This window comes from Polaribacter pectinis (genome assembly GCF_014352875.1).
GTDB lineage: Bacteria > Bacteroidota > Bacteroidia > Flavobacteriales > Flavobacteriaceae > Polaribacter > Polaribacter pectinis.
The window spans coordinates 1,642,693-1,660,871 of the sequence record NZ_CP060695.1 but is presented as its reverse complement, the minus strand read 5'-3'; the positions used below and the strand labels follow the sequence as shown (position 1 = coordinate 1,660,871).

Below are 18,179 nucleotides of genomic sequence, written 5' to 3'. Positions count from 1 at the left end.
CTAATAAATTTTTATTCTGTGGCATCTTTATGATTAAAACTTAATACTCTTTTTAATTTCCAGATATTTTTTTCAAGAATCCAGATATGAGTAAAAAGAGCTGTTCCTGTTTTATGTATTTTATTGTTTTCTGTGATAAAAAAAATATGCTTTCCTCTTTGAATTGCTCCATAACGTTTACCATTATTTTTTAATTCAAAAACTTCTAAAGTAGATTCATCTAATTCTCTTGAAAATATACCAGGGTTTGTACAAAGATTAACTTTTACAGCCTCTACAAATTCATTCTTATTCTGAACTCCTGCAACATCATGATAAAATTCAAAATTTTCTGCAATAATTGGTTCTAGTTTTTCGGTTTCACATTTGTTAAATGCTCTTTCAAAAATAATGCTGTCTTTAGATTTTAAAGTTTTGTATAACTCTGTGTTTTTGTCAACTTGTGCATTTGTGATAAGAGAAAATAAAAACATAATAATTGCGATTAGAATTTTTATAATCAGAGAACCTTTAAAAGCGTCAAAAAAAGAATTCATAGTTGGTTGGTTTGGTTGTTGAATTTATCTTGAGACCATTTCTAGCCTCAAGATAAATTACTTGGGTTGATTGATGTTTTGGAGTTCTATCTTGCAGATACGCTTCCGCCAGAAGTAGATTTTTTGTTTATTTTTTTCGGATTTCCTCTAAAATCGATATCTCCACCACTTGTTGCTTTTGCTTCCAAGTTTACTGATGCATAAATATTTATATCTGCACCACTTGTTGCTTTCGCAATAGTGTTTTTACTTTCTAAATCATAGGCTTCAATTGAAGCACCACTTGTTGCACTAGAAGCATGATTTGTTGTTGTACCAGAAATTTTAATATCAGCACCACTTGTTGAACTCGTTTCTACACTTACAGCATCAACTGCAATTCTAATGTCTGCACCACTTGTTGCGGAAATTGAAATTTCGTCTGTTTTTATTACATTTTCACTATAAACATCGCTACCACTTGTTGCTTTTAATAGGTCTAAATTTGTAATTGTAACATATACTTTCCTGGCTTTTGCTTTCCAAATATTCTTTTCAGAATATATTTTTAAAACGCCATCTTCGATATCCGTTCTTATAATATCGTGCAAATTTTCATCTGCTTCTATGGTAATTTTATTTTTAGAACCTTGTGTTATGTACAAATCTATTCCTGTACTTACTTTAATTCCAGTAAAATTATCTGATGCTTTTCGTTCTTCTGTAACTACATTTCTGTTTCCGTTTACGCGGTTAAACATATCTACTCCACAAGAAGAGAAAACGCTTGCTACAAATAGAATTGCTATAATTTTTGTGATTGAATTTTTCATGAGTTTAAGTTTGGTTTAGATTAATTACGTTACAAATTTCTCTTAATAGACGCAAAAAATCAAAGGTTGGTTACTCAATTGTTGTTTTTTATGGTTGAATTGTTCTTAAATAGTTTCTTCTTCAAAAATGTCATCATCTTCATTATTACAATCTGTACATTTTAATGTTTTGTCTGTCATTATAAAATGATGATTCACCATTTCTGTATCATGGATACTTTCTTCATTTTTAACATCATCTAAAAAATGTTTTACAGAACTATCAAAATAAACAGTAGTACTTTCTGGAACGTATAAAGTGATGTTTATCTCTTCATCTTTCCAAAGATTTTTAAAGTCTGATAAAAAATAGGCATCTAAAACAATTGTATTATTTTCAATTTCGTAACCGTATTTAATTTTTTTAGCATTTCTATTTGCACTACTTCTAGTTTTTCCTTTAGATTCTTTTTGAAGAATTAAATAGGTTTCATTAGACTTGCTCTTTTTTACATCTACTTTAACATTGGCAGTGTAGACCATAGATTTACCATCTATTTCAACTTCATATTTACGAGAACTTCTTCTTAAATTATGTTGATAATAAATGTCATCATCATTTATCATTTTTAAAGAAATAGTATCTTTTTGAGCTATGTTAATGATGCTTTTATCTACAGTTTGCCCGTAATTAGCATGAGATGTTCCAAAATCTAATCCTGTAAAAATGATGGCTAAAAGTGCAACAATCCAAATTCCTAATAAAGTTAAAGATGAAGCTTTGCTTAATTTTTTTACACTGCTAGAAAGTATTCTTAAGCCTAAAATAAATAAGATTAAAAACGGAATACCAACTAATAAAAATAGACAAAGTGTTAATAGCCATTTTGGTAAAATAGCATCATAGAAAAATGGTGGATATTGTAAAAACTCTCCATCTACATTTAACCATTCTAAACTTCCCACAGAAAACCCTCCAATAATTAGAGATAAAATAACAGCTGCTGCAACAAAAACTAAAATTGCTCCGATAAACTTTCCTATCACTTTAAAAAAGACAAGAATAATTTTACCCAACGTATTTAGAAAATCTTGTAAGCCATTATTTTTCTTTGTCTTTGCTGAAAAAGTTTGCTCATTTTTTCTGAAAATTCGTTGGCACCATCTTTTATTTTTTCTGATGCTTGGTTTGCAACATTTCTAACGCTATCAGAAACATTACCAAACTCTTCACGAATTTTTTTCTCAATATTATCAATATTTACAGGTTCTCCTTCCATCTGCAATTTTTCTGCAGTAGTTTTTGCTTCTGGTAACAAAATCCAAAGAATTATGTAGATTAAGAACCCAAAACCTGCTCCAAAGAATAAGGCTAATAATCCAAGACGAATCCAAATGGCATCAACATCGAAATAATGTGCAATTCCAGAGGCAACCCCACCTAAAAATTTATCATCACCATCTCTAAATAATTTTTTTCCTGAAGCGCTGTTTCTTTTATAAGAATAACTTGCATCGTTGTAAGATTCTTCAGCTTCTGCATAATCTTCTGGTTGTCCCATAATTACAATAATATCATCGATATCACCTTCATTTACAACTTGTCTTGCATCTGTAATTTTTTCTGATAAAAGTTCGCTAATTCTAGCTTCTATATCTGCAATAATTTCATTTTTTCCTTGAGGATCATCGCTTAACGATTTAGAAATCGAAGCTAAATATCTATTCAGTTTCTGGTAGGCGACTTCGTCTATGTGGAAGAAAAATCCGCCTAAATTTATATTTATTGTCTTATTCATCTGTAGTTGGTTTTTTGCTAATTACTTGGTTTACTGATTTTATTAAATTACCCCATGTTTTATCTAATTCTTTTAAAAACATGCCGCCGTTTTCTGTTAAAACGTAATATTTTCTTGGTGGTCCAGAGGTAGATTCTTCCCATCTGTACGTTAATAAACCTGCGTTTTTTAGGCGAGTTAATAACGGATATATGGTTCCCTCAACCACAATCATTTCTGCACTTTTTAGCGTGGAAAGAATTTCAGAAGTGTATGCGTCTCCATGTTTTAAGATGGATAAAATACAGTATTCTAAAACACCTTTTCGCATTTGTGCTTTTGTGTTTTCTATTTTCATGTATGTTATTTTATAAATTTTATTGTAAAAGGATATTTATAATTTTCTCCTTCTTTTGCTTTTAAAGCGGCAATTATTACTAAAGCCATTCCTATTAAATAGACCAAACCTGCAAGTGAGCCTAAACCTAGAAAACCAAAAAAGTTGTCTGTATTAAAGTCTATATTAAAATGGTTAAAGTCGTTGAAATTATTAAAACCTCTAAAGAAGTTTCCGATAAAGAAAGAACCTACAAAAATGGTTAGTATAAACACATATAGTGAATAACTAATATTAAAGTTTACTGCTTCTTTACCTTGTTCATCTAAAAAAGCACTTCTGTCCTTTAATGTTTGCCAAGCTATTAATGGTGTAATTATATTACCAAAAGGAAATATAAAACCAGCAAATGCTGAAATATGAATTAAAAATGCGTTGGTGTTTTCTTTGTTATTTTTCATCTTTTTATAAACTATATAATACTTTCTTATGCAAATATATATCTTAAAGATAGTATTATGCAATACATAGTACTGTAATTAACATTTTTTTAACATTTTAAAATTCAGTAAATATGACATCAAAAAGGCTTGTGTCTGTTGTTTTTATTGAGTTTTGTTTCGTTTATTTTAACTATCTTGTCGGCAAATTAATTTTGATTTATAAAAATCAACAACCTTATAAAGTAGCTGTAAAATGAAAATGACTCCAAGAAAAGTGAACCTTTTTAACTTTTTAAAACTACCATTAGCATATTTAGGAGGTGTAAGAGTAAGAACAATTACAGATACAGAAGTTGTTGTTTCTATAAAACACAGATGGATGAATCAAAATCCGTTTAATAGTATGTTTTGGGCTGCACAAGGAATGGCAGCAGAAATGCCAACAGGAGTTTTGGTAATGCAAGCAATTGCACAATCTAAACGAAATGTGTCTATGTTGGTTACGCATCAAGAAGCACAATTTTTTAAAAAAGCTACAGGTAGAATTTTATTTACTTGTAAAAGTGGTAATGAAATAAGAGAAGCAATACAAGAATCTATTAAAACAGGAGAAGGACAAGTTATAGTGTTAACTTCCGAAGGAAAAAATAAAGATGGAGTAGTGGTTTCTAAATTCCAGTTTCATTGGAGTTTAAGAGTGAAGAATTAATTTAGAAATTAAAAAATTACTTCAATTTATTCTTACTTGTATGTAAAATAAAAGTTGCGTTAAAACCAAAATGAAAATTTGGATCTTTAAAGTTAAAATTATTTCTGGTTTGAGTTATAAAAGTGTCTTCGGCAAAATTACGAGCATTTGTAACGTGAAACTGTAACATTAAATCACTAACCTCCCAATTTATACCAACTGTAAATGCATTATAGGTATCTGTTGATTTTGTTGGATTAGCCACATAATAATATTCAGAAACTATAGAAGTATGACCACCGATTTTATGTCTTCCGCTAAAACCAATTGCAAAATGATTGTTAATATCCTTATCAATAGAATTTGATGCTCTATGAATAAAAGTAGGAGAAATTTGAAAAGATAAATTCGAATTGAACTTTCTAGCAATTAAAACTTGACTAGTAAAGGCATATTTACTCGAAGAAGTTGAGTACATAGTTGAATTATCATCAGTAATCTTTCTATGTGAAATACCTTGAATTAAGGTGACACTTACAGGTCTTTTTTTAACATTCTTTTGTTGTTTAAATAGTTTGTATTTTAAATAACCATCAGAAATTTTATCGAAATCAGTGTAACCCAATCCTAATGTTAAGTTATTTGAAATAGAGTAGCTTAATCCATAACGAATACTTACTTCATCTGCTAAAAAACTTTGTGAAGTTGGAGTTGGTGTATCCCAAAATCTATTATACATAGAAATTTCTAAAGCTCCTTTTTTTCGAGTTTCTATAGAATGACCTAATGCAATTCTGGTAGTTTTAAAAGTAGCGATTTCATATACTGGTTTATCTGGAAATTCGTTATCTAATTTGTCTAATAAATCTTGTGCATTTATAGAAGAAATAAATAATGTAAAGACCAAAATGAGAAATGGATATGTTCTTTTATTCTTCATAAGACTGGTATTGAAAACTAAAATTAACAGAAATGCTTTTGGCGATATTACTTGAAAGAATAGGTGGAATTTTAATATCGAAATCTTTTACTAAAAGATTAAAATCTCCAGATAAAGCATACGTTCCATTACTATTTTCTATGGTTGTTTTTATATCTATTTCTTTTGTAATTCCATGAATTGTAAGTTTACCTCTAACAATTTTAGTTTGAGTTTTTTCTGAAGCATTAAAATCTATTATTTTACCTATAAAATTTGCTTTAGGATGAATATCAGATTCAATATAACTTTCGTTAAAATGCTCGTACATTAAATCTTTTTTAAAGACAAAAGCACGCATTAACATGCTAATAGCAATTTCTTGTTTATCAACATCTAAAATACTTAAAACTTGATTGTTTTTTGCTTCTATATTTTCTACAGAAGTGTAAGAGAAAAAAGAAATTTGACCTTGACGTGCAATAAACTGATTTTCCTTAACATTAAAATTAGTTAAAAAAGTAATTAATAATAATAAAGACAAAATCTTATTCATAAATTTCTATGTAACAATTTAAAAGTACAACATCTTTTAAGAATCCCTTACAAATACCCTTTACTTTTATTTTTTGATGCTTCTGTAGATTTTTTACTTTATCTATTTGACTTATGTTTACATCGCAAATAACACCAGAAGTATTATTTTTAGAGAACAAAATTACGGTATTTCTATTGTTTAAAAAAGTAACTTCTTTTACAAACCCAAAAACCTCAATAACTTTACCTGCATAGAGTTGGTTAGATTTTTCTTCATTAGAAAGGTAAGAATTTACCAAATCATCAGAATTTATAGCAATATCATATGCCACCTTTTCTAAATTTGAGTTAGAATTTTTAAAAATTGGCATTACATAATAATATCCATTAACAATAAGTAGTAGGAAGATAAGAATGTAAAAAGGAGTGTTTTTTTTCTTCATAAAATAAGAAATAATTTCTCTTCTCAAAGAAACTGAATTTAAGCATTTTTTTTGCTATAAATATCCGTTAAAAGGAAAAATAGACTTTAAAGAGGAATTTTCAAATGGGAAAAAATAAAGAATAGTGTTATATTTCAACTCTCTAACAACACAAATGAAAAAGGACAAACTTTATTTTTTAACATTTTTATCTATTGCAATTATTTTTCTTTTAATTGCTTCAATTGCTACACAATATTTTATAAAAGTAAGTGCCAATCAGTTAATAGAAGTTCAAGTAGAATCTAGTAAAAGAGAAGCAAACGAGATTGCTAGCTTAATTGATTTTCAATTATTTTCTGGTGTTTCTAAAGAAGAAGTTGTTGTTAATATTCAAAAAATAATAAAAAATTCTAATACAGATAGTTGGTTTATTAGTGTTTTTAACTGGAGCGGGAAAGAGGTTTGTCACCCAGATATTACCAAAGTTGGTCAACCTGTAAACTCTAATCAAACTTTATTATCATCATTAAAAGAGAATAATAATTCTGATGATTTATATGATTTATTAGTAAATAGAAAAAGTATTTCTGGAGCAAAAATGGTATCAGAAATTATACATATATCACCTATAAAAAAGTCAGACTTAATTGTTGCTGCCAATGCAAATATTAAAAGTATTACTGCACAAATGGATACTTTAAAAACAAACTTCTATTTAATCTTTTCTATTATGGGAGTTGTAGTAATTTTATTATCATTTTTAGCTGTAAGAGTTATTGGAAGCGCTTATGAAAAACAATTAGAATTAAAGAATTCAACTTTAACAACTGAAGTGGTTAACTTATCTAAATTAAATACAGACTTAGTTTCTTACAGAGAAAAGGTGGTAGAAGTTTCTAATGATGCAATTGTAGAAGAAACTTTAGAAAAAAGCAAAAAAAGAATTCTAACATATATAAGAAATGAGTTGGTACCAATACCAATTAAAGACATTGCATATGTTTATACCGAAAATACAATTACCTACGTTGTTTGTTTCGATGGAAAAAAATCTACTACCAATGCTAGTTTAGATGATATGTATACAAACCTAGACACAACTTTATTTTTTAGAGCCAACAGACAATTTATAATTAGTATTGCTGCTATAGATAAAATTATAAAATATGGAAAAAGTCAACTTAAAATATTGTTGCAATCTAAAACTTCCGAAGAAATAATTATAAGTAAAAATAAAGCAGCTGAATTTAAACAATGGCTAAATATTTAATGTTTTTTGTTTTTTAAAAAGCACATTTTAACTCTTTTTTTTCCTTTTTAACCAATTTTATTTCCCTTTCATATAACATATTAGTAGTGGTTTTATTTAATAATAGTTAATTTGCTGTGTTAACCTTAAATAATAAACAATGAATTACAAAGTAAAATTTCAAGCAACATTATTTTTACTCATATTGGGTATGTTTTCTATCTCCTGTATTTCTAATGTTGAAGAACAATTAGAGGATCCAGATATAAATGTAGAAGTATCTTTTAAAAGTTCAGTAAAACCAATTATAGATGCTAGGTGCACTTCTTGTCATTCGCCAAGTGGTGGTACTTTTCCGAATCTAACAAATTATGATGAGGTTAAAGCAAAAGCGGAAAGAGTTAAAATTCGTGTAGATAATAGAGAAATGCCTCAAGGAAGTACTTTAAGTGATGCTCAAATTAAAACCATTGTAGATTGGGTAAATGAAGGTGCTTTAGATAATTAAATTTTTTAAATTATGAATAAAAAAAATATAATTATAGCAATTCTAGTTTTAGGAATCATTGGTCTATTTGTAGCTTATAAAATTTATAACAAACCACATGTAAATGTTTCTAAAGCAAAATCCGACATAACGTTAACTGCAGATACAATTATTAATGATTTTTCTTCGGATGAAAATGTTGCAAACTCAAAATATTTAGAAAAGATAATAGAAGTAAAAGGAGCCATTTCTGAAGTAAAAAATGAAAAAGGAAAAGGAATTGTAACTTTAAAAACAAATGATGATTTTGGGAGTGTAATTTGCCACTTATCAGCAGATGCAACTAAAAATATAAGCTCATTAAAAGAAGGACAAACCATAACATTAAAAGGAATTTGTACTGGATATTTAATGGATGTTATTCTTGTTAAATGCGAGTTAATCAACTAAAACTAAAAAAATGAAAATTATTTATACACTATTATTCTGCTTCTTATTTGTAAGTATTACAAATTCTCAAGAACGCTTTTTAACTAAAAACGGAGCCATAACTTTTTTCTCTGCGGCTGCAATGGAAGATATTAAAGCAGACAATAACCAAGTTTTAAGTATTATAGATGCTTCTTCAGGTAAAATGGCGATTTCTATTTTAATGAAATCATTTATGTTTGAAAAAGCCTTGATGCAAGAACACTTTAATGAGAATTATGTAGAGTCAGATAAATTTCCAAAAGCCACTTTTAAAGGTGACATTGTAAATTTTGAAAGTATAAAAGACACAGATACAAAAGTAACCGTTAAAGGAACAATGACTATTCATGGAATATCTAAGGAAATTATTATTGATGCAACTATGAATAGAACAGATAAACAAATTACCGCCATTGGTGAGTTTTATTTAGCAGTAGCCGATTTTAACATTGAAATTCCTGCAGTAGTTTCAGATAATATTGCAAAAAAAATAAAAGTTAATTTCGAATTTAATCATAAACCATACAAGAAATAAAATATTATGAAAAAAATATTCCTGACCATTTTTTTAATAATTGTTAATTTACAAGTTAACGCGCAAGATGATTTGTTAGACCTTTTAGATAGTGAAACACCAAAGACAGAAAATATTGTTTCTGCTACTTTTAAAGGAACAAGAATAGTAAATGGACATTCTATAGAAAATAGAAAAAAGAAAGAATTAGAATTTATTATTGCACATAGATTTGGCGCAATAAATACAGGGTTTGAAGAATTATTTGGTTTAGATATTTCTAATATTCGTTTTTCTTTTGAATATGGTTTAACAGATAATTTAACAGCAGGTTTAAGTAGAGCAAGTGTAGAAAAAACGTATGAAGGTTTTTTAAAATACAGTCTTGTAAAACAAAAAACAGGAGCTAATTCTTTTCCTTTTGCAATTTCTCTTTTTGGAAGTATTGCAGCAAAAAGCCAAAAAGCTATACCAGGATTTGAAAGGTCTTTTGCAGAAAGTTTATTTTATACAGCACAAGTTTTAATTGCTAAAAAACTAAACTCATCTGTATCTTTTCAACTAACACCAACGTATATTCATAGAAATTTAACAGCTATAGATGCAGATCCTCATGATATTTTTGCAATAGGTATAGGAACTAGAGTAAAATTGAGTAAAAGGGTTTCTTTAAATGCAGAATACTTTCCTCAATTCGATAAGTTAAAATCTATAGACGCAAGAAATTCATTGGCATTTGGTATAGACATAGAAACGGGAGGTCATGTTTTTCAAATTATTTTAGCAAATTCTAGACGTATGTTAGAAAAAGCTTTTATTACAGAAACTACAGGTAATTTCTTTGGCGGTGATATTCATTTAGGATTTAATTTGTCAAGAACTTTTTAAGTACATTTCGTTAAATGAAATGCAAATAGTAGATTGTTATATACTACACTCTTTATAAAAAAAAATAATATAGCAATCTACTTTTAATTACTAATTTTCTCGCTCTTGGGAAGTAGATAACTATATCTTAATTTAAAGAAAATGTTTCAAAGAATTTATAAAGTAAATGGTGAAGATGTAAATGATTTTATGGTGATGCAAAATGCAGCATATTTAAATTATTCTTCTAAATTAGTAGAAACATTTTTGTTTGTAAACGGATTTACAAAGCTAAAAATGAATGCCTTAAAGGTTGGTTTGCAGAAAAATAATGATCAGATAAAACAATACAAGCAACTCTTATTTACAGAAATTTTTTCTGTAAAATTAGAATTTAAAAATCTTGGCTTTTGCCAGCATAAAATGAACATTGCTATTCATTTTTTTAATGAAAAAGAAGAATTATGCGCAACTGTTATTAGAGAAGTTTATTGGTTCGATTATACTTCTTGGCAAACTATTTCTCCACCAAAAACAATTGCTAAATATTTTTTACAAGATAAAGAATTTGGAAAAGTAGGATAAGAAAACGGCAATTATTTAAAACGATGTTGGTGTAAATCTTTTATTTTTTTTATTATTTTTTCTGGAGATAGTTCTTCTTCAAAATAATTTCTAGCGTTTTCTTTCAGTGAATTTCTTAATTTCTTATCAGTTATAAGTAATTCTAATTTAGTTTCCATATCTTTTTGAGAACCATCAGTAAATAAAAGATGCTTTTTGTCTATTAATGCTGCAGGCAGTTTTCTAGATAAAGGTGTAGAAATTATTGCTTTTCCAAAACATAAAAATTCACCCAATTTCCATCCATGACAATCTTGAACGGCTGGTGTATTAAAAACTGAAATAGATTTTTTTGTTTTAAGAACAAAATTTTTCATATCATCTCTAGCTTCCATAGTTATATCTTCATAACCTGGAATATCGTTTCTTGTTCTTGGAGCAAAACCACCTTCAAAAGAAGCTTTACTTGCTAAACAAGCTCTTATAAAATTGGCTCTAAAGTTATTTGTTTTAAGCTCTTTTTTCCATAATGAACCAACAAAATAGATGTAATTCTCTTTTTCTAAATATGGAAAATAATCTGTAATTTTTGGTCTTTTTAATTGTGCTTTGTAATTTGAGAAAAAGGATCTTTTATTATGTATTCTCTTTTTTGATTTTATAAAGTTGCTTATTGCAAGGAATATAGTTTTTTGTAATGAGTAAATTTTAATTCCAAAACTAGGTCCAATAGAAATAATTTTATCAGAATTATAATCAATTTCATAATCAATATTTATTTTACAATAAAAGTCCGCCCATTTCAAAGCTTTTTCATCAATTTTAGAACTGTCTGCAAAATCAATTATTATTCTGCTTTCATTTCCTTTGTCTTTTATAATAAATGCAAAATAATGATTGTTAAATGAAAATTTAGAAAATGGCTTGTTTTTGAAAAACACTTTGCTTTTACCCCAAACATCTTCAATTCCTTTTATATAAAATGAGGAATATAAAATATCGCAAGAAGCATCAATGTAAATTTTCATAAGTAAAAATTCTAAAAATTAAGACGAATATAATAACTTATATTAAAGCTTGGCTTAATAGTTGGTTTTATGTTAAAAAAACAAATCTAATTCATTTTATCAATTTTATCTTTCATTAGTTTTTTGAGTAGAAGTATAAAAAAAATGCATTGTTTAAATCATAAAAAAAAACCGAGCAATTTGCTCGGTTTTTTTTGTGTCTTTTGTGTAAGAAAATATCTATTTTTTCTCGCTTTTTTTAATATTAGAAACATACTCTTGAAAGCGTTTTCCGTATACAGAGTTTTTAACCCTTTCAGACAACGAATTGTTTACGGTATCTAACATTTTAAGACTTGCATCATACATGTCTGTTAAACCTATATAAGGAGCAGCTTCAAAATCTGAATTATTAATAGCAAAGTTGGTAGTATAAAGAATTCTACGCTTTGTTAAGTTTTTGTAATCTTTTTCTAATTGTGCAATTAAAGCTGCATCATTCGCTTTTTTTGCTTCAAAATCCTTTTTAATAAACTCCAAACGTTCGTTTTGAAATTTGCTTCTTACTATATTATAATTATCTAAAACTTCTTGATTTTTAGAACCAGAAATTTCTGGAGCAAACCCAAATTGATCTACTTTATCATTAATTGTTATGGTTCCTTTTTCACCAAAAAAGAGAATTCTTTTATTAGTAGTATTTCCATCAAAAGTTAAAAAATACAAAATTGGTGAATCTACATTATCAGTTAAAGTGAATTTATCACTACCTAATAAAGCAATAGAATCTACAGAAACTAAAACAGTATCTTGCATTTTCTGAAGGTATAATGTTCCTTTTTTTAATCCTTTGATTGTACCATTTACAACCATGTTTCCTTCTTTTTTAGAAGAACAAGCAATTACTAATATCGAAAATGCTATTACAGCGATAATTTTCTTCATGTAAATTAAATTTTGGAGTGCAAATATGCTCATTTTATTTAAACCTTAGAAGCTAATTCCATTAAAATTGTACATAATATTGCACCAACTGTACCAATTGCATACCCAAAAACAGCCAATAGAACTCCAACAGTTGCTAATGATGGATGAAATGCTTGCGCAACAATTGGGGCAGAAGCAGCGCCACCAACATTTGCTTGACTCCCAACTGCTAAAAAGAAATAAGGAGCTCTAATTAATTTTGCTATTAAAATTAGTAAACCTGCATGAATACTCATCCAAACTAAACCAATAACAATTAATCCTGGGTTTTCGAAAGCTTGGTTTAAATCCATTTTCATACCAATTGTGGCAACCAAAATGTAAATAAAAACACTACCTAATTTACTTGCCCCAGCACCTTCGTAATTCTTTGCTTTTGTAAATGATAAAATAATTGCTACAATTGTAGATATGCTAATTAGCCAAAAGAAACTAGAACCTAAAAAAGAAAAGATATTTCGCCATGTTTGCGATGACATGGAAGCTACAACATCTGCAAAAAACTGACTTAAATACTTTGAAGCAAAGTGCCCAAAACCAACAGTTCCAAAAGCAATTGCTAGCATAATCATTAAATCTGTTAAAGATGGATTTCTTTTAACTTTTTGTGTAAAGTTAATGACCTTTTCTTTTAGTTCTTCTATGGCAGAAGTATCTGCTTTTAACCATTTGTTTATTTTATCTTTTTTGCCAATTCCTATTAATAAAATTGCCATCCAAATATTGGCAACAACAATATCCACAATTACCATTCCTCCATATTTTGCAGGATTGTATTGATAAATTTCTAGCATTGCAGTTTGGTTGGCTCCACCACCAATCCAACTTCCTGCTAATGTAGAAAGTCCTCTCCAAACAGCATCAAAATCTGCGCCACCAACTGTTTCTGGAGAAAAGATAGAGATTAATAAAATGGCTATTGGTCCGCCAATTATAATACCAACAGTTCCTGTAAAAAACATAATTAATGCTTTAGAGCCTAAATTAAAAATTGCTTTTAAATCTATACTTAACGTCATTAAAACCAACGATGCAGGTAAAAGAAAACGACTTGCAATAAAGTATAGTTGAGATTTTCCTTTTACAATTTCACCAGCAGTATTTGCGCTTTCCCATTCAGGAGAAATAACACCAACTGTTGTAAAAATTGCAGGAATAAAATAGGCCATAAATAAACCTGGAACAATTTTGTAGAATTTTGGCCAAAAACCTGTAGTTATACTTTCTGTATAAAAAACAAATCCTAAAGAGATCATTAAAATACCAAAAACAATGGCATCGTTTGTAAAAATTGGTTCCATAATTATTTGGTTTTTTTTGTAAAGTCTGTATTTAAAATAACTCCTAACTGTAGTCTTTTTAGAACAGTGTTAGGTAGTTTTATTTGAAAGTATCCTGTTTTTAATTTGATGTTTTTATTTAACTTATAAATAAATCCTGCACCTGTCCAATTTTGTGCAAATGTTTTAGATCTGTTTAGATTTAAAAATATTTCATTAAAAGCATAAACGCTCCAATTGTTAGAAAGAGGATAACTTACATTCAAATCATAACGTAACCAGTTTTGAAACTGGTCTACTGTTATATTTTTATGTATAAAACGTTGCTCTAATCTAAATCTGTGTCTTGCATTAAATTTCCCCCAAATAGATTTTAAATTTAAATCTTCATAAAAACGAGATTCATATAAATCAATAGAAGAAGTGTCATAAGCTAGATCTCCAGTTGAATAACTAACACCTAGTGTTAAATTTGTTTTAGGGTTAAATGCATAATTAATACCAAGTCTATAGATTTCTTGTTGAAACTCACTAGCCAATTCAAAATACCTGAAATGTGCCATGGTTTTAAGTGAATATTTTTCTGATAGTTTATGAGAACCATTATACATATACCAAGTACCTAATTGGTATTCAGCAGATTTTTGAGCTTGAATGCTATAGCTGCAAATTGCAAAACATAAAAGAAATCCTAATTTTTTCATTCAATAAAATTTTATTTAAGGCGAAAGTAATTCTTTTTAATAAATGTTATTTCTTGTGACAGTTTTATTATTTATCAGTTTAAAATAATTAATTAAAAATATATTCTTTACTTAATTTCATAAATTATTAGTTCTTTAAAAGGCGAAATTTTAATATTTTCAGTACTTTTTCTATATGTTTTCCAATCTGTATTTATAAATTTATTGGTTTGTGCTAAAGCTTTATTAAACCCTTCTTTAAACTGATTCATTAATACGGTTTCAGTAGAAGTTTGTTCGCCAAAACGAGAACGAATATATCTACTGGCTTGTCCAAAGCGTTGATTAACTGTAACTTCTGGATTTCTAGTTATTCCTTGCCTTTTATCTACTTTACCTAAATAAAGAGCCATCAAATCATCAATTTTTTTAATAACTTCTTCAGATGATTTAATTTCTAGTTTATATTTATTTTTATCTTCTTTAGATAATTGAGATTTAATAGAAGTTGCAGTGTTTTTACTTTCTACCAATTGTTTTACAATATTTGCAATCTTTTCTTGATAGCTTTCTAACTCTTTACTTGCATTGTATTTTTGATTAATTGCAGTTTGAGAAATTTGTAGTCTTGGGTCGAATTCAACTTTTATGTTTTGTTCAGAAACTTCATTACCAAAACTCATTTTTAAACGATAAATTCCTGGTTTTACTGTAACTCCAGAAGGTTCGTTTCTAGATTTACGAATACTTCTAGAAGCTCTTGCAACTCCTTTTTCTCTTAAATACCAAGTGGTTTTATGAATTCCACTTTCTTTAGGTGTCTTAAATTTAAGCGTTCTAATTAGACGAGTTCCATCAAAAATTTCTAATTTAATAGAATCGTATTTTATTTTACTTTCATCCTTTTTATCATTCTCTAATTCTTGTTTCTTAACATTTTTTTCTGTCTTTTTATCAATTGGTTTATCGATATAATAAGAAATTAGTGCACCTTTTTTTCTGTTTTCTCCTTGATACATTGCGTCTGCACCAAACCTACTTCCTGTTGGCTGTTGTGTTGCAGATTGATAAGCTGTTGGAGGTTCGAATAAGTGTATTTTTTTTGAAGAAACATTGTTACTTGCCAATGCTCTTAAAGGGCGAATATCATCTAAAACCCAAGCTGCACGTCCAAAAGTTCCTATAACCAAGTCGTGTTCTCTTTCTTGAATTACTAAATCTTTTACAGGAACAGTAGGAAAACCTTCTGTCCATTTTGTCCATTCTTCTCCTGCATTTACTGAAACGTACAGACCATCATCAGTTCCTAAAAACAGTAAGTTTTTATTGATAGGATCTTCAATAATACACAAGGTATAACTTTGCACATCGTTTTCATCTACAATTCTTTCCCAAGTTTTTCCGTAGTTTTTTGTTCTATATGCGTAAGGTGTATAGTTAAATCTTCTGTAATCATTTGCAACTAAAAGTGCTTCACCTTTATTTTTATTGGATGCTTTTATTTGAGTGATCCAAGAGAATTCTGGTAACCCTTTTATGTTTTTTGAAACGTTTGTCCAAATTGCGCCACCATTTTTAGTAATATGTACCTGGCCATCATCTGTTGCAACCCATAAAACGTCTTTTTCTAAAACGGTAGGTTCTACAACTAAAACTGTACAATGATTTTCTGCACCAGTTGCATCCATTGTTAAACCGCCACTTTCTGCTTGCTTTAATTTTTCTGGGTTATTTGTTGATAAATCTGGAGAAATAACTGTCCAAGTTAATCCTTTATCAGTTGATTTATGTACAAACTGACTTCCGAAATACAATGTGTTATTATCAAAAGGATCTATATTTATAGCGGCATTCCAGTTGAAACGCAATTTTACATTAGGATCCTTATGTGTTGGTTTTATTGAGTAATTATTACCAGTAATATAATCGTATCTTAAAACAGATCCTTGTTGACTCATGGACCAACCATATCTAGAATTGTCTTTATCTGGAACTACATCAAAACCATCACCAAAACTAATTTCTTGCCAATAAGAATTTCTAATTCCTTGATCTCTCCAAACATAAGCAGGTCCTCTCCAAGAACCATTATCTTGCATACCACCATAAACATTATAAGGAAATTCATTATCAACATTTATATGATAAAATTGCGCCACAGGAATATTGCCAATAAAACGCCAAGATTTTCCACCATCTTTAGTAATGTTTAATCCGCCATCATTTCCATCAATCATAAATTTACCGTTATTTGGGTGAATCCACCAAGCATGATGATCTGGATGAACTCCATTATTTGCGCGATAAGCAGGCATTAATTCTTTAAAGTTTTTTCCACCATCTTGAGAAACGTTTACATAAGTAAAAACCGTATACAATCTGTTTTCATTTTGCGGGTCTACATAAATTTCTGAATAATAAAAAGGTCGATTTCCAATACCTGGCTTATCGTTAATTTTCTTCCAGGTAAAACCTCCATCTTCACTTTTATATAATGCATTTTTCTTTGCCTCTACTAATGCATAGATTACATCTGGCTCACTTGGTGCAATTGCCACACCAATTCTACCTAAATCTCCTTCTGGAAAACCTTCTTTTTCAGTAATTTTTTTCCAATTATTTCCACCATCATGTGTTATATAAAGGCCACTTCCTTCGCCACCAGATTTAAAAAACCAAGGATCTCTTTTGTGTTCCCACATTGCAGCTATAATTTTATTGGGGTTTTTGGGATCCATAATTAAATCTGCAGCGCCAGATCTAATATTTGTAAATAGGATTTGTTTCCAAGTTTTTCCACCGTCAATAGTTTTGTAAACTCCACGCTCTTTATGTTCTCCCCAAGGAGAACCAATTGCGCCAACATAAACCACTTCTGGGTTGGCAGGGTCTATAATAACTCTATGAATGTGTCTTGTTTTTTCTAAACCCATTGCTTTCCAGGTTTTTCCAGCATCTAAAGATTTGTAGATTCCGAAACCACCATTTAAACTATTTCTTGGGTTTCCTTCTCCAGTTCCTGCCCAAATTACACTTGGGTTCGATTGCTGAATTGCTACTGCACCAATAGAAGCCGTTAGTTCATTTTCGAAAATAGGTTCCCATTTAATTCCACCAGAAGTAGATTTCCATATTCCGCCAGAAGCAGTTCCAACATACATTATTTCAGGATTATCTTCTACAACATCTATAGAAGTTACACGCCCAGACATTCCTCCAGGACCAATATTTCTAGGTTTCATGTTTTTTACCAAATCCATAGAAAATTCTTGAGAAAAGAGTAGAGAAGTGGTGCATAAAAAAAGTAGTGTAATTAATTTTTTCATTGGTGTAAGTTTGTTGGTTTTAAATAATAATGAACAAGATACAAAATAGAAAACGCTCAATATATATTGAGCGTTTATTTTAACAGTTTTGTTTTAATTTTATAGTACTATTAAGATTGGTTATCTTTCTTTTTGGGTTCTCTTTTAGCATCTTTTAAAGCCTGCATTAACATCCATTCTATTTGTCCGTTAGTAGAACGAAATTCGTCTGCAGCCCATTTTTCAATTGCCTTTATCATATCTTCATTAACTCGCAACGCGAAAGCTTTTTTCTTTGCCATTTTGTTTAT

At 28.8% G+C, this 18,179-nt stretch carries 22 protein-coding genes; 7 read left to right on the top strand and 15 right to left on the bottom strand.

Translation table 11 applies throughout. The features are described 5' to 3' along the window. Positions 1–11 precede the first annotated feature (11 nt). The 6 genes from H9W90_RS07550 to H9W90_RS07530 form a co-directional block, all read right to left on the bottom strand. On the bottom strand, positions 12–536 hold the full coding sequence (locus H9W90_RS07550) for a nuclear transport factor 2 family protein (RefSeq protein WP_187483827.1): 525 nt from the start codon (positions 534–536) through the stop codon (positions 12–14). An 86-nt stretch (positions 537–622) separates the two neighbouring features. Beyond that, positions 623–1,348 carry a head GIN domain-containing protein gene (locus H9W90_RS07545; RefSeq protein WP_187483826.1) on the bottom strand — a complete coding sequence of 242 codons (726 nt, stop codon included), beginning with the start codon at positions 1,346–1,348 and terminating at the stop codon, positions 623–625. A 105-nt stretch (positions 1,349–1,453) separates the two neighbouring features. After that, entirely contained in the window at positions 1,454–2,404 is a 951-nt protein-coding gene (locus H9W90_RS15405; RefSeq protein WP_437440071.1) for a hypothetical protein, read from the bottom strand. Between the two features lie 5 nt (positions 2,405–2,409). Then, positions 2,410–3,126 carry a PspC domain-containing protein gene (locus H9W90_RS15400; protein ID WP_254712542.1) on the bottom strand — a complete coding sequence of 239 codons (717 nt, stop codon included), beginning with the start codon at positions 3,124–3,126 and terminating at the stop codon, positions 2,410–2,412. Beyond that, a complete protein-coding gene (locus tag H9W90_RS07535; RefSeq protein WP_187483825.1) occupies positions 3,119–3,463 on the bottom strand; it encodes a PadR family transcriptional regulator in 345 nt (114 codons plus the stop codon). Before H9W90_RS07535 ends, H9W90_RS15400 begins: the two co-directional genes overlap by 8 nt. Positions 3,464–3,468: 5 nt before the next feature. Next, the gene (locus H9W90_RS07530; RefSeq protein ID WP_187483824.1) at positions 3,469–3,903 is read right to left on the bottom strand and encodes a DUF4870 domain-containing protein; all 435 of its coding nucleotides are present in this window, start codon (positions 3,901–3,903) and stop codon (positions 3,469–3,471) included. Between the two features lie 235 nt (positions 3,904–4,138). Here H9W90_RS07530 and H9W90_RS07525 point away from each other — a divergent pair, with 235 nt between their 5' ends. Continuing rightward, positions 4,139–4,594, top strand: a complete 456-nt coding sequence (locus H9W90_RS07525; RefSeq protein ID WP_187483823.1) for a DUF4442 domain-containing protein — start codon at positions 4,139–4,141, stop codon at positions 4,592–4,594. Between the two features lie 16 nt (positions 4,595–4,610). Here the strand turns inward: H9W90_RS07525 and H9W90_RS07520 are convergent, their stop codons facing one another. The 3 genes from H9W90_RS07520 to H9W90_RS07510 are packed head-to-tail and all read right to left on the bottom strand — an operon-like array spanning position 4,611 to position 6,472. Next, positions 4,611–5,513, bottom strand: a complete 903-nt coding sequence (locus H9W90_RS07520; RefSeq protein WP_187483822.1) for a DUF5777 family beta-barrel protein — start codon at positions 5,511–5,513, stop codon at positions 4,611–4,613. After that, entirely contained in the window at positions 5,503–6,048 is a 546-nt protein-coding gene (locus tag H9W90_RS07515) for a YceI family protein (protein ID WP_187483821.1), read from the bottom strand. The genes H9W90_RS07520 and H9W90_RS07515 overlap by 11 nt, the downstream gene beginning before the upstream one ends. Beyond that, on the bottom strand, positions 6,041–6,472 hold the full coding sequence (locus H9W90_RS07510) for an OB-fold protein (protein WP_187483820.1): 432 nt from the start codon (positions 6,470–6,472) through the stop codon (positions 6,041–6,043). Before H9W90_RS07510 ends, H9W90_RS07515 begins: the two co-directional genes overlap by 8 nt. A 154-nt stretch (positions 6,473–6,626) precedes the next feature. Here H9W90_RS07510 and H9W90_RS07505 point away from each other — a divergent pair, with 154 nt between their 5' ends. The 6 genes from H9W90_RS07505 (at position 6,627) to H9W90_RS07480 (ending at position 10,627) form a co-directional block, all read left to right on the top strand. Beyond that, positions 6,627–7,724, top strand: a complete 1,098-nt coding sequence (locus tag H9W90_RS07505) for a LytR/AlgR family response regulator transcription factor (protein WP_187483819.1) — start codon at positions 6,627–6,629, stop codon at positions 7,722–7,724. Positions 7,725–7,863: 139 nt separating this feature from the next. Beyond that, positions 7,864–8,211: a c-type cytochrome gene (locus H9W90_RS07500; RefSeq protein ID WP_187483818.1), complete on the top strand. Its 348-nt coding sequence runs from the start codon at positions 7,864–7,866 to the stop codon at positions 8,209–8,211. Positions 8,212–8,223: 12 nt separating this feature from the next. Then, complete coding sequence (locus H9W90_RS07495) at positions 8,224–8,640, top strand: OB-fold protein (RefSeq protein ID WP_187483817.1); 417 nt, start codon at positions 8,224–8,226, stop codon at positions 8,638–8,640. 10 nt (positions 8,641–8,650) lie between these two features. Beyond that, positions 8,651–9,196, top strand: a complete 546-nt coding sequence (locus H9W90_RS07490; RefSeq protein ID WP_187483816.1) for a YceI family protein — start codon at positions 8,651–8,653, stop codon at positions 9,194–9,196. Positions 9,197–9,202: 6 nt separating this feature from the next. Continuing rightward, positions 9,203–10,063: a DUF5777 family beta-barrel protein gene (locus H9W90_RS07485; protein ID WP_187483815.1), complete on the top strand. Its 861-nt coding sequence runs from the start codon at positions 9,203–9,205 to the stop codon at positions 10,061–10,063. Positions 10,064–10,204: 141 nt separating this feature from the next. Beyond that, positions 10,205–10,627, top strand: a complete 423-nt coding sequence (locus H9W90_RS07480) for a thioesterase family protein (protein WP_187483814.1) — start codon at positions 10,205–10,207, stop codon at positions 10,625–10,627. An 11-nt stretch (positions 10,628–10,638) separates the two neighbouring features. Here the strand turns inward: H9W90_RS07480 and H9W90_RS07475 are convergent, their stop codons facing one another. The 6 genes from H9W90_RS07475 to H9W90_RS07450 form a co-directional block, all read right to left on the bottom strand. Beyond that, the gene (locus tag H9W90_RS07475; RefSeq protein ID WP_187483813.1) at positions 10,639–11,634 is read right to left on the bottom strand and encodes a glycosyltransferase; all 996 of its coding nucleotides are present in this window, start codon (positions 11,632–11,634) and stop codon (positions 10,639–10,641) included. Positions 11,635–11,853: 219 nt separating this feature from the next. Next, complete coding sequence (locus tag H9W90_RS07470; protein ID WP_187483812.1) at positions 11,854–12,558, bottom strand: DUF4369 domain-containing protein; 705 nt, start codon at positions 12,556–12,558, stop codon at positions 11,854–11,856. Between the two features lie 38 nt (positions 12,559–12,596). Continuing rightward, positions 12,597–13,901 carry a DUF819 family protein gene (locus H9W90_RS07465; RefSeq protein ID WP_187483811.1) on the bottom strand — a complete coding sequence of 435 codons (1,305 nt, stop codon included), beginning with the start codon at positions 13,899–13,901 and terminating at the stop codon, positions 12,597–12,599. A 2-nt stretch (positions 13,902–13,903) separates the two neighbouring features. Then, positions 13,904–14,584 carry a DUF2490 domain-containing protein gene (locus tag H9W90_RS07460; protein ID WP_187483810.1) on the bottom strand — a complete coding sequence of 227 codons (681 nt, stop codon included), beginning with the start codon at positions 14,582–14,584 and terminating at the stop codon, positions 13,904–13,906. Positions 14,585–14,691: 107 nt separating this feature from the next. Then, positions 14,692–17,889, bottom strand: a complete 3,198-nt coding sequence (locus tag H9W90_RS07455; RefSeq protein ID WP_187483809.1) for a WD40/YVTN/BNR-like repeat-containing protein — start codon at positions 17,887–17,889, stop codon at positions 14,692–14,694. A gap of 110 nt (positions 17,890–17,999) precedes the next feature. Continuing rightward, complete coding sequence (locus tag H9W90_RS07450; protein ID WP_187483808.1) at positions 18,000–18,170, bottom strand: type II toxin-antitoxin system antitoxin; 171 nt, start codon at positions 18,168–18,170, stop codon at positions 18,000–18,002. Positions 18,171–18,179 lie beyond the last annotated feature (9 nt).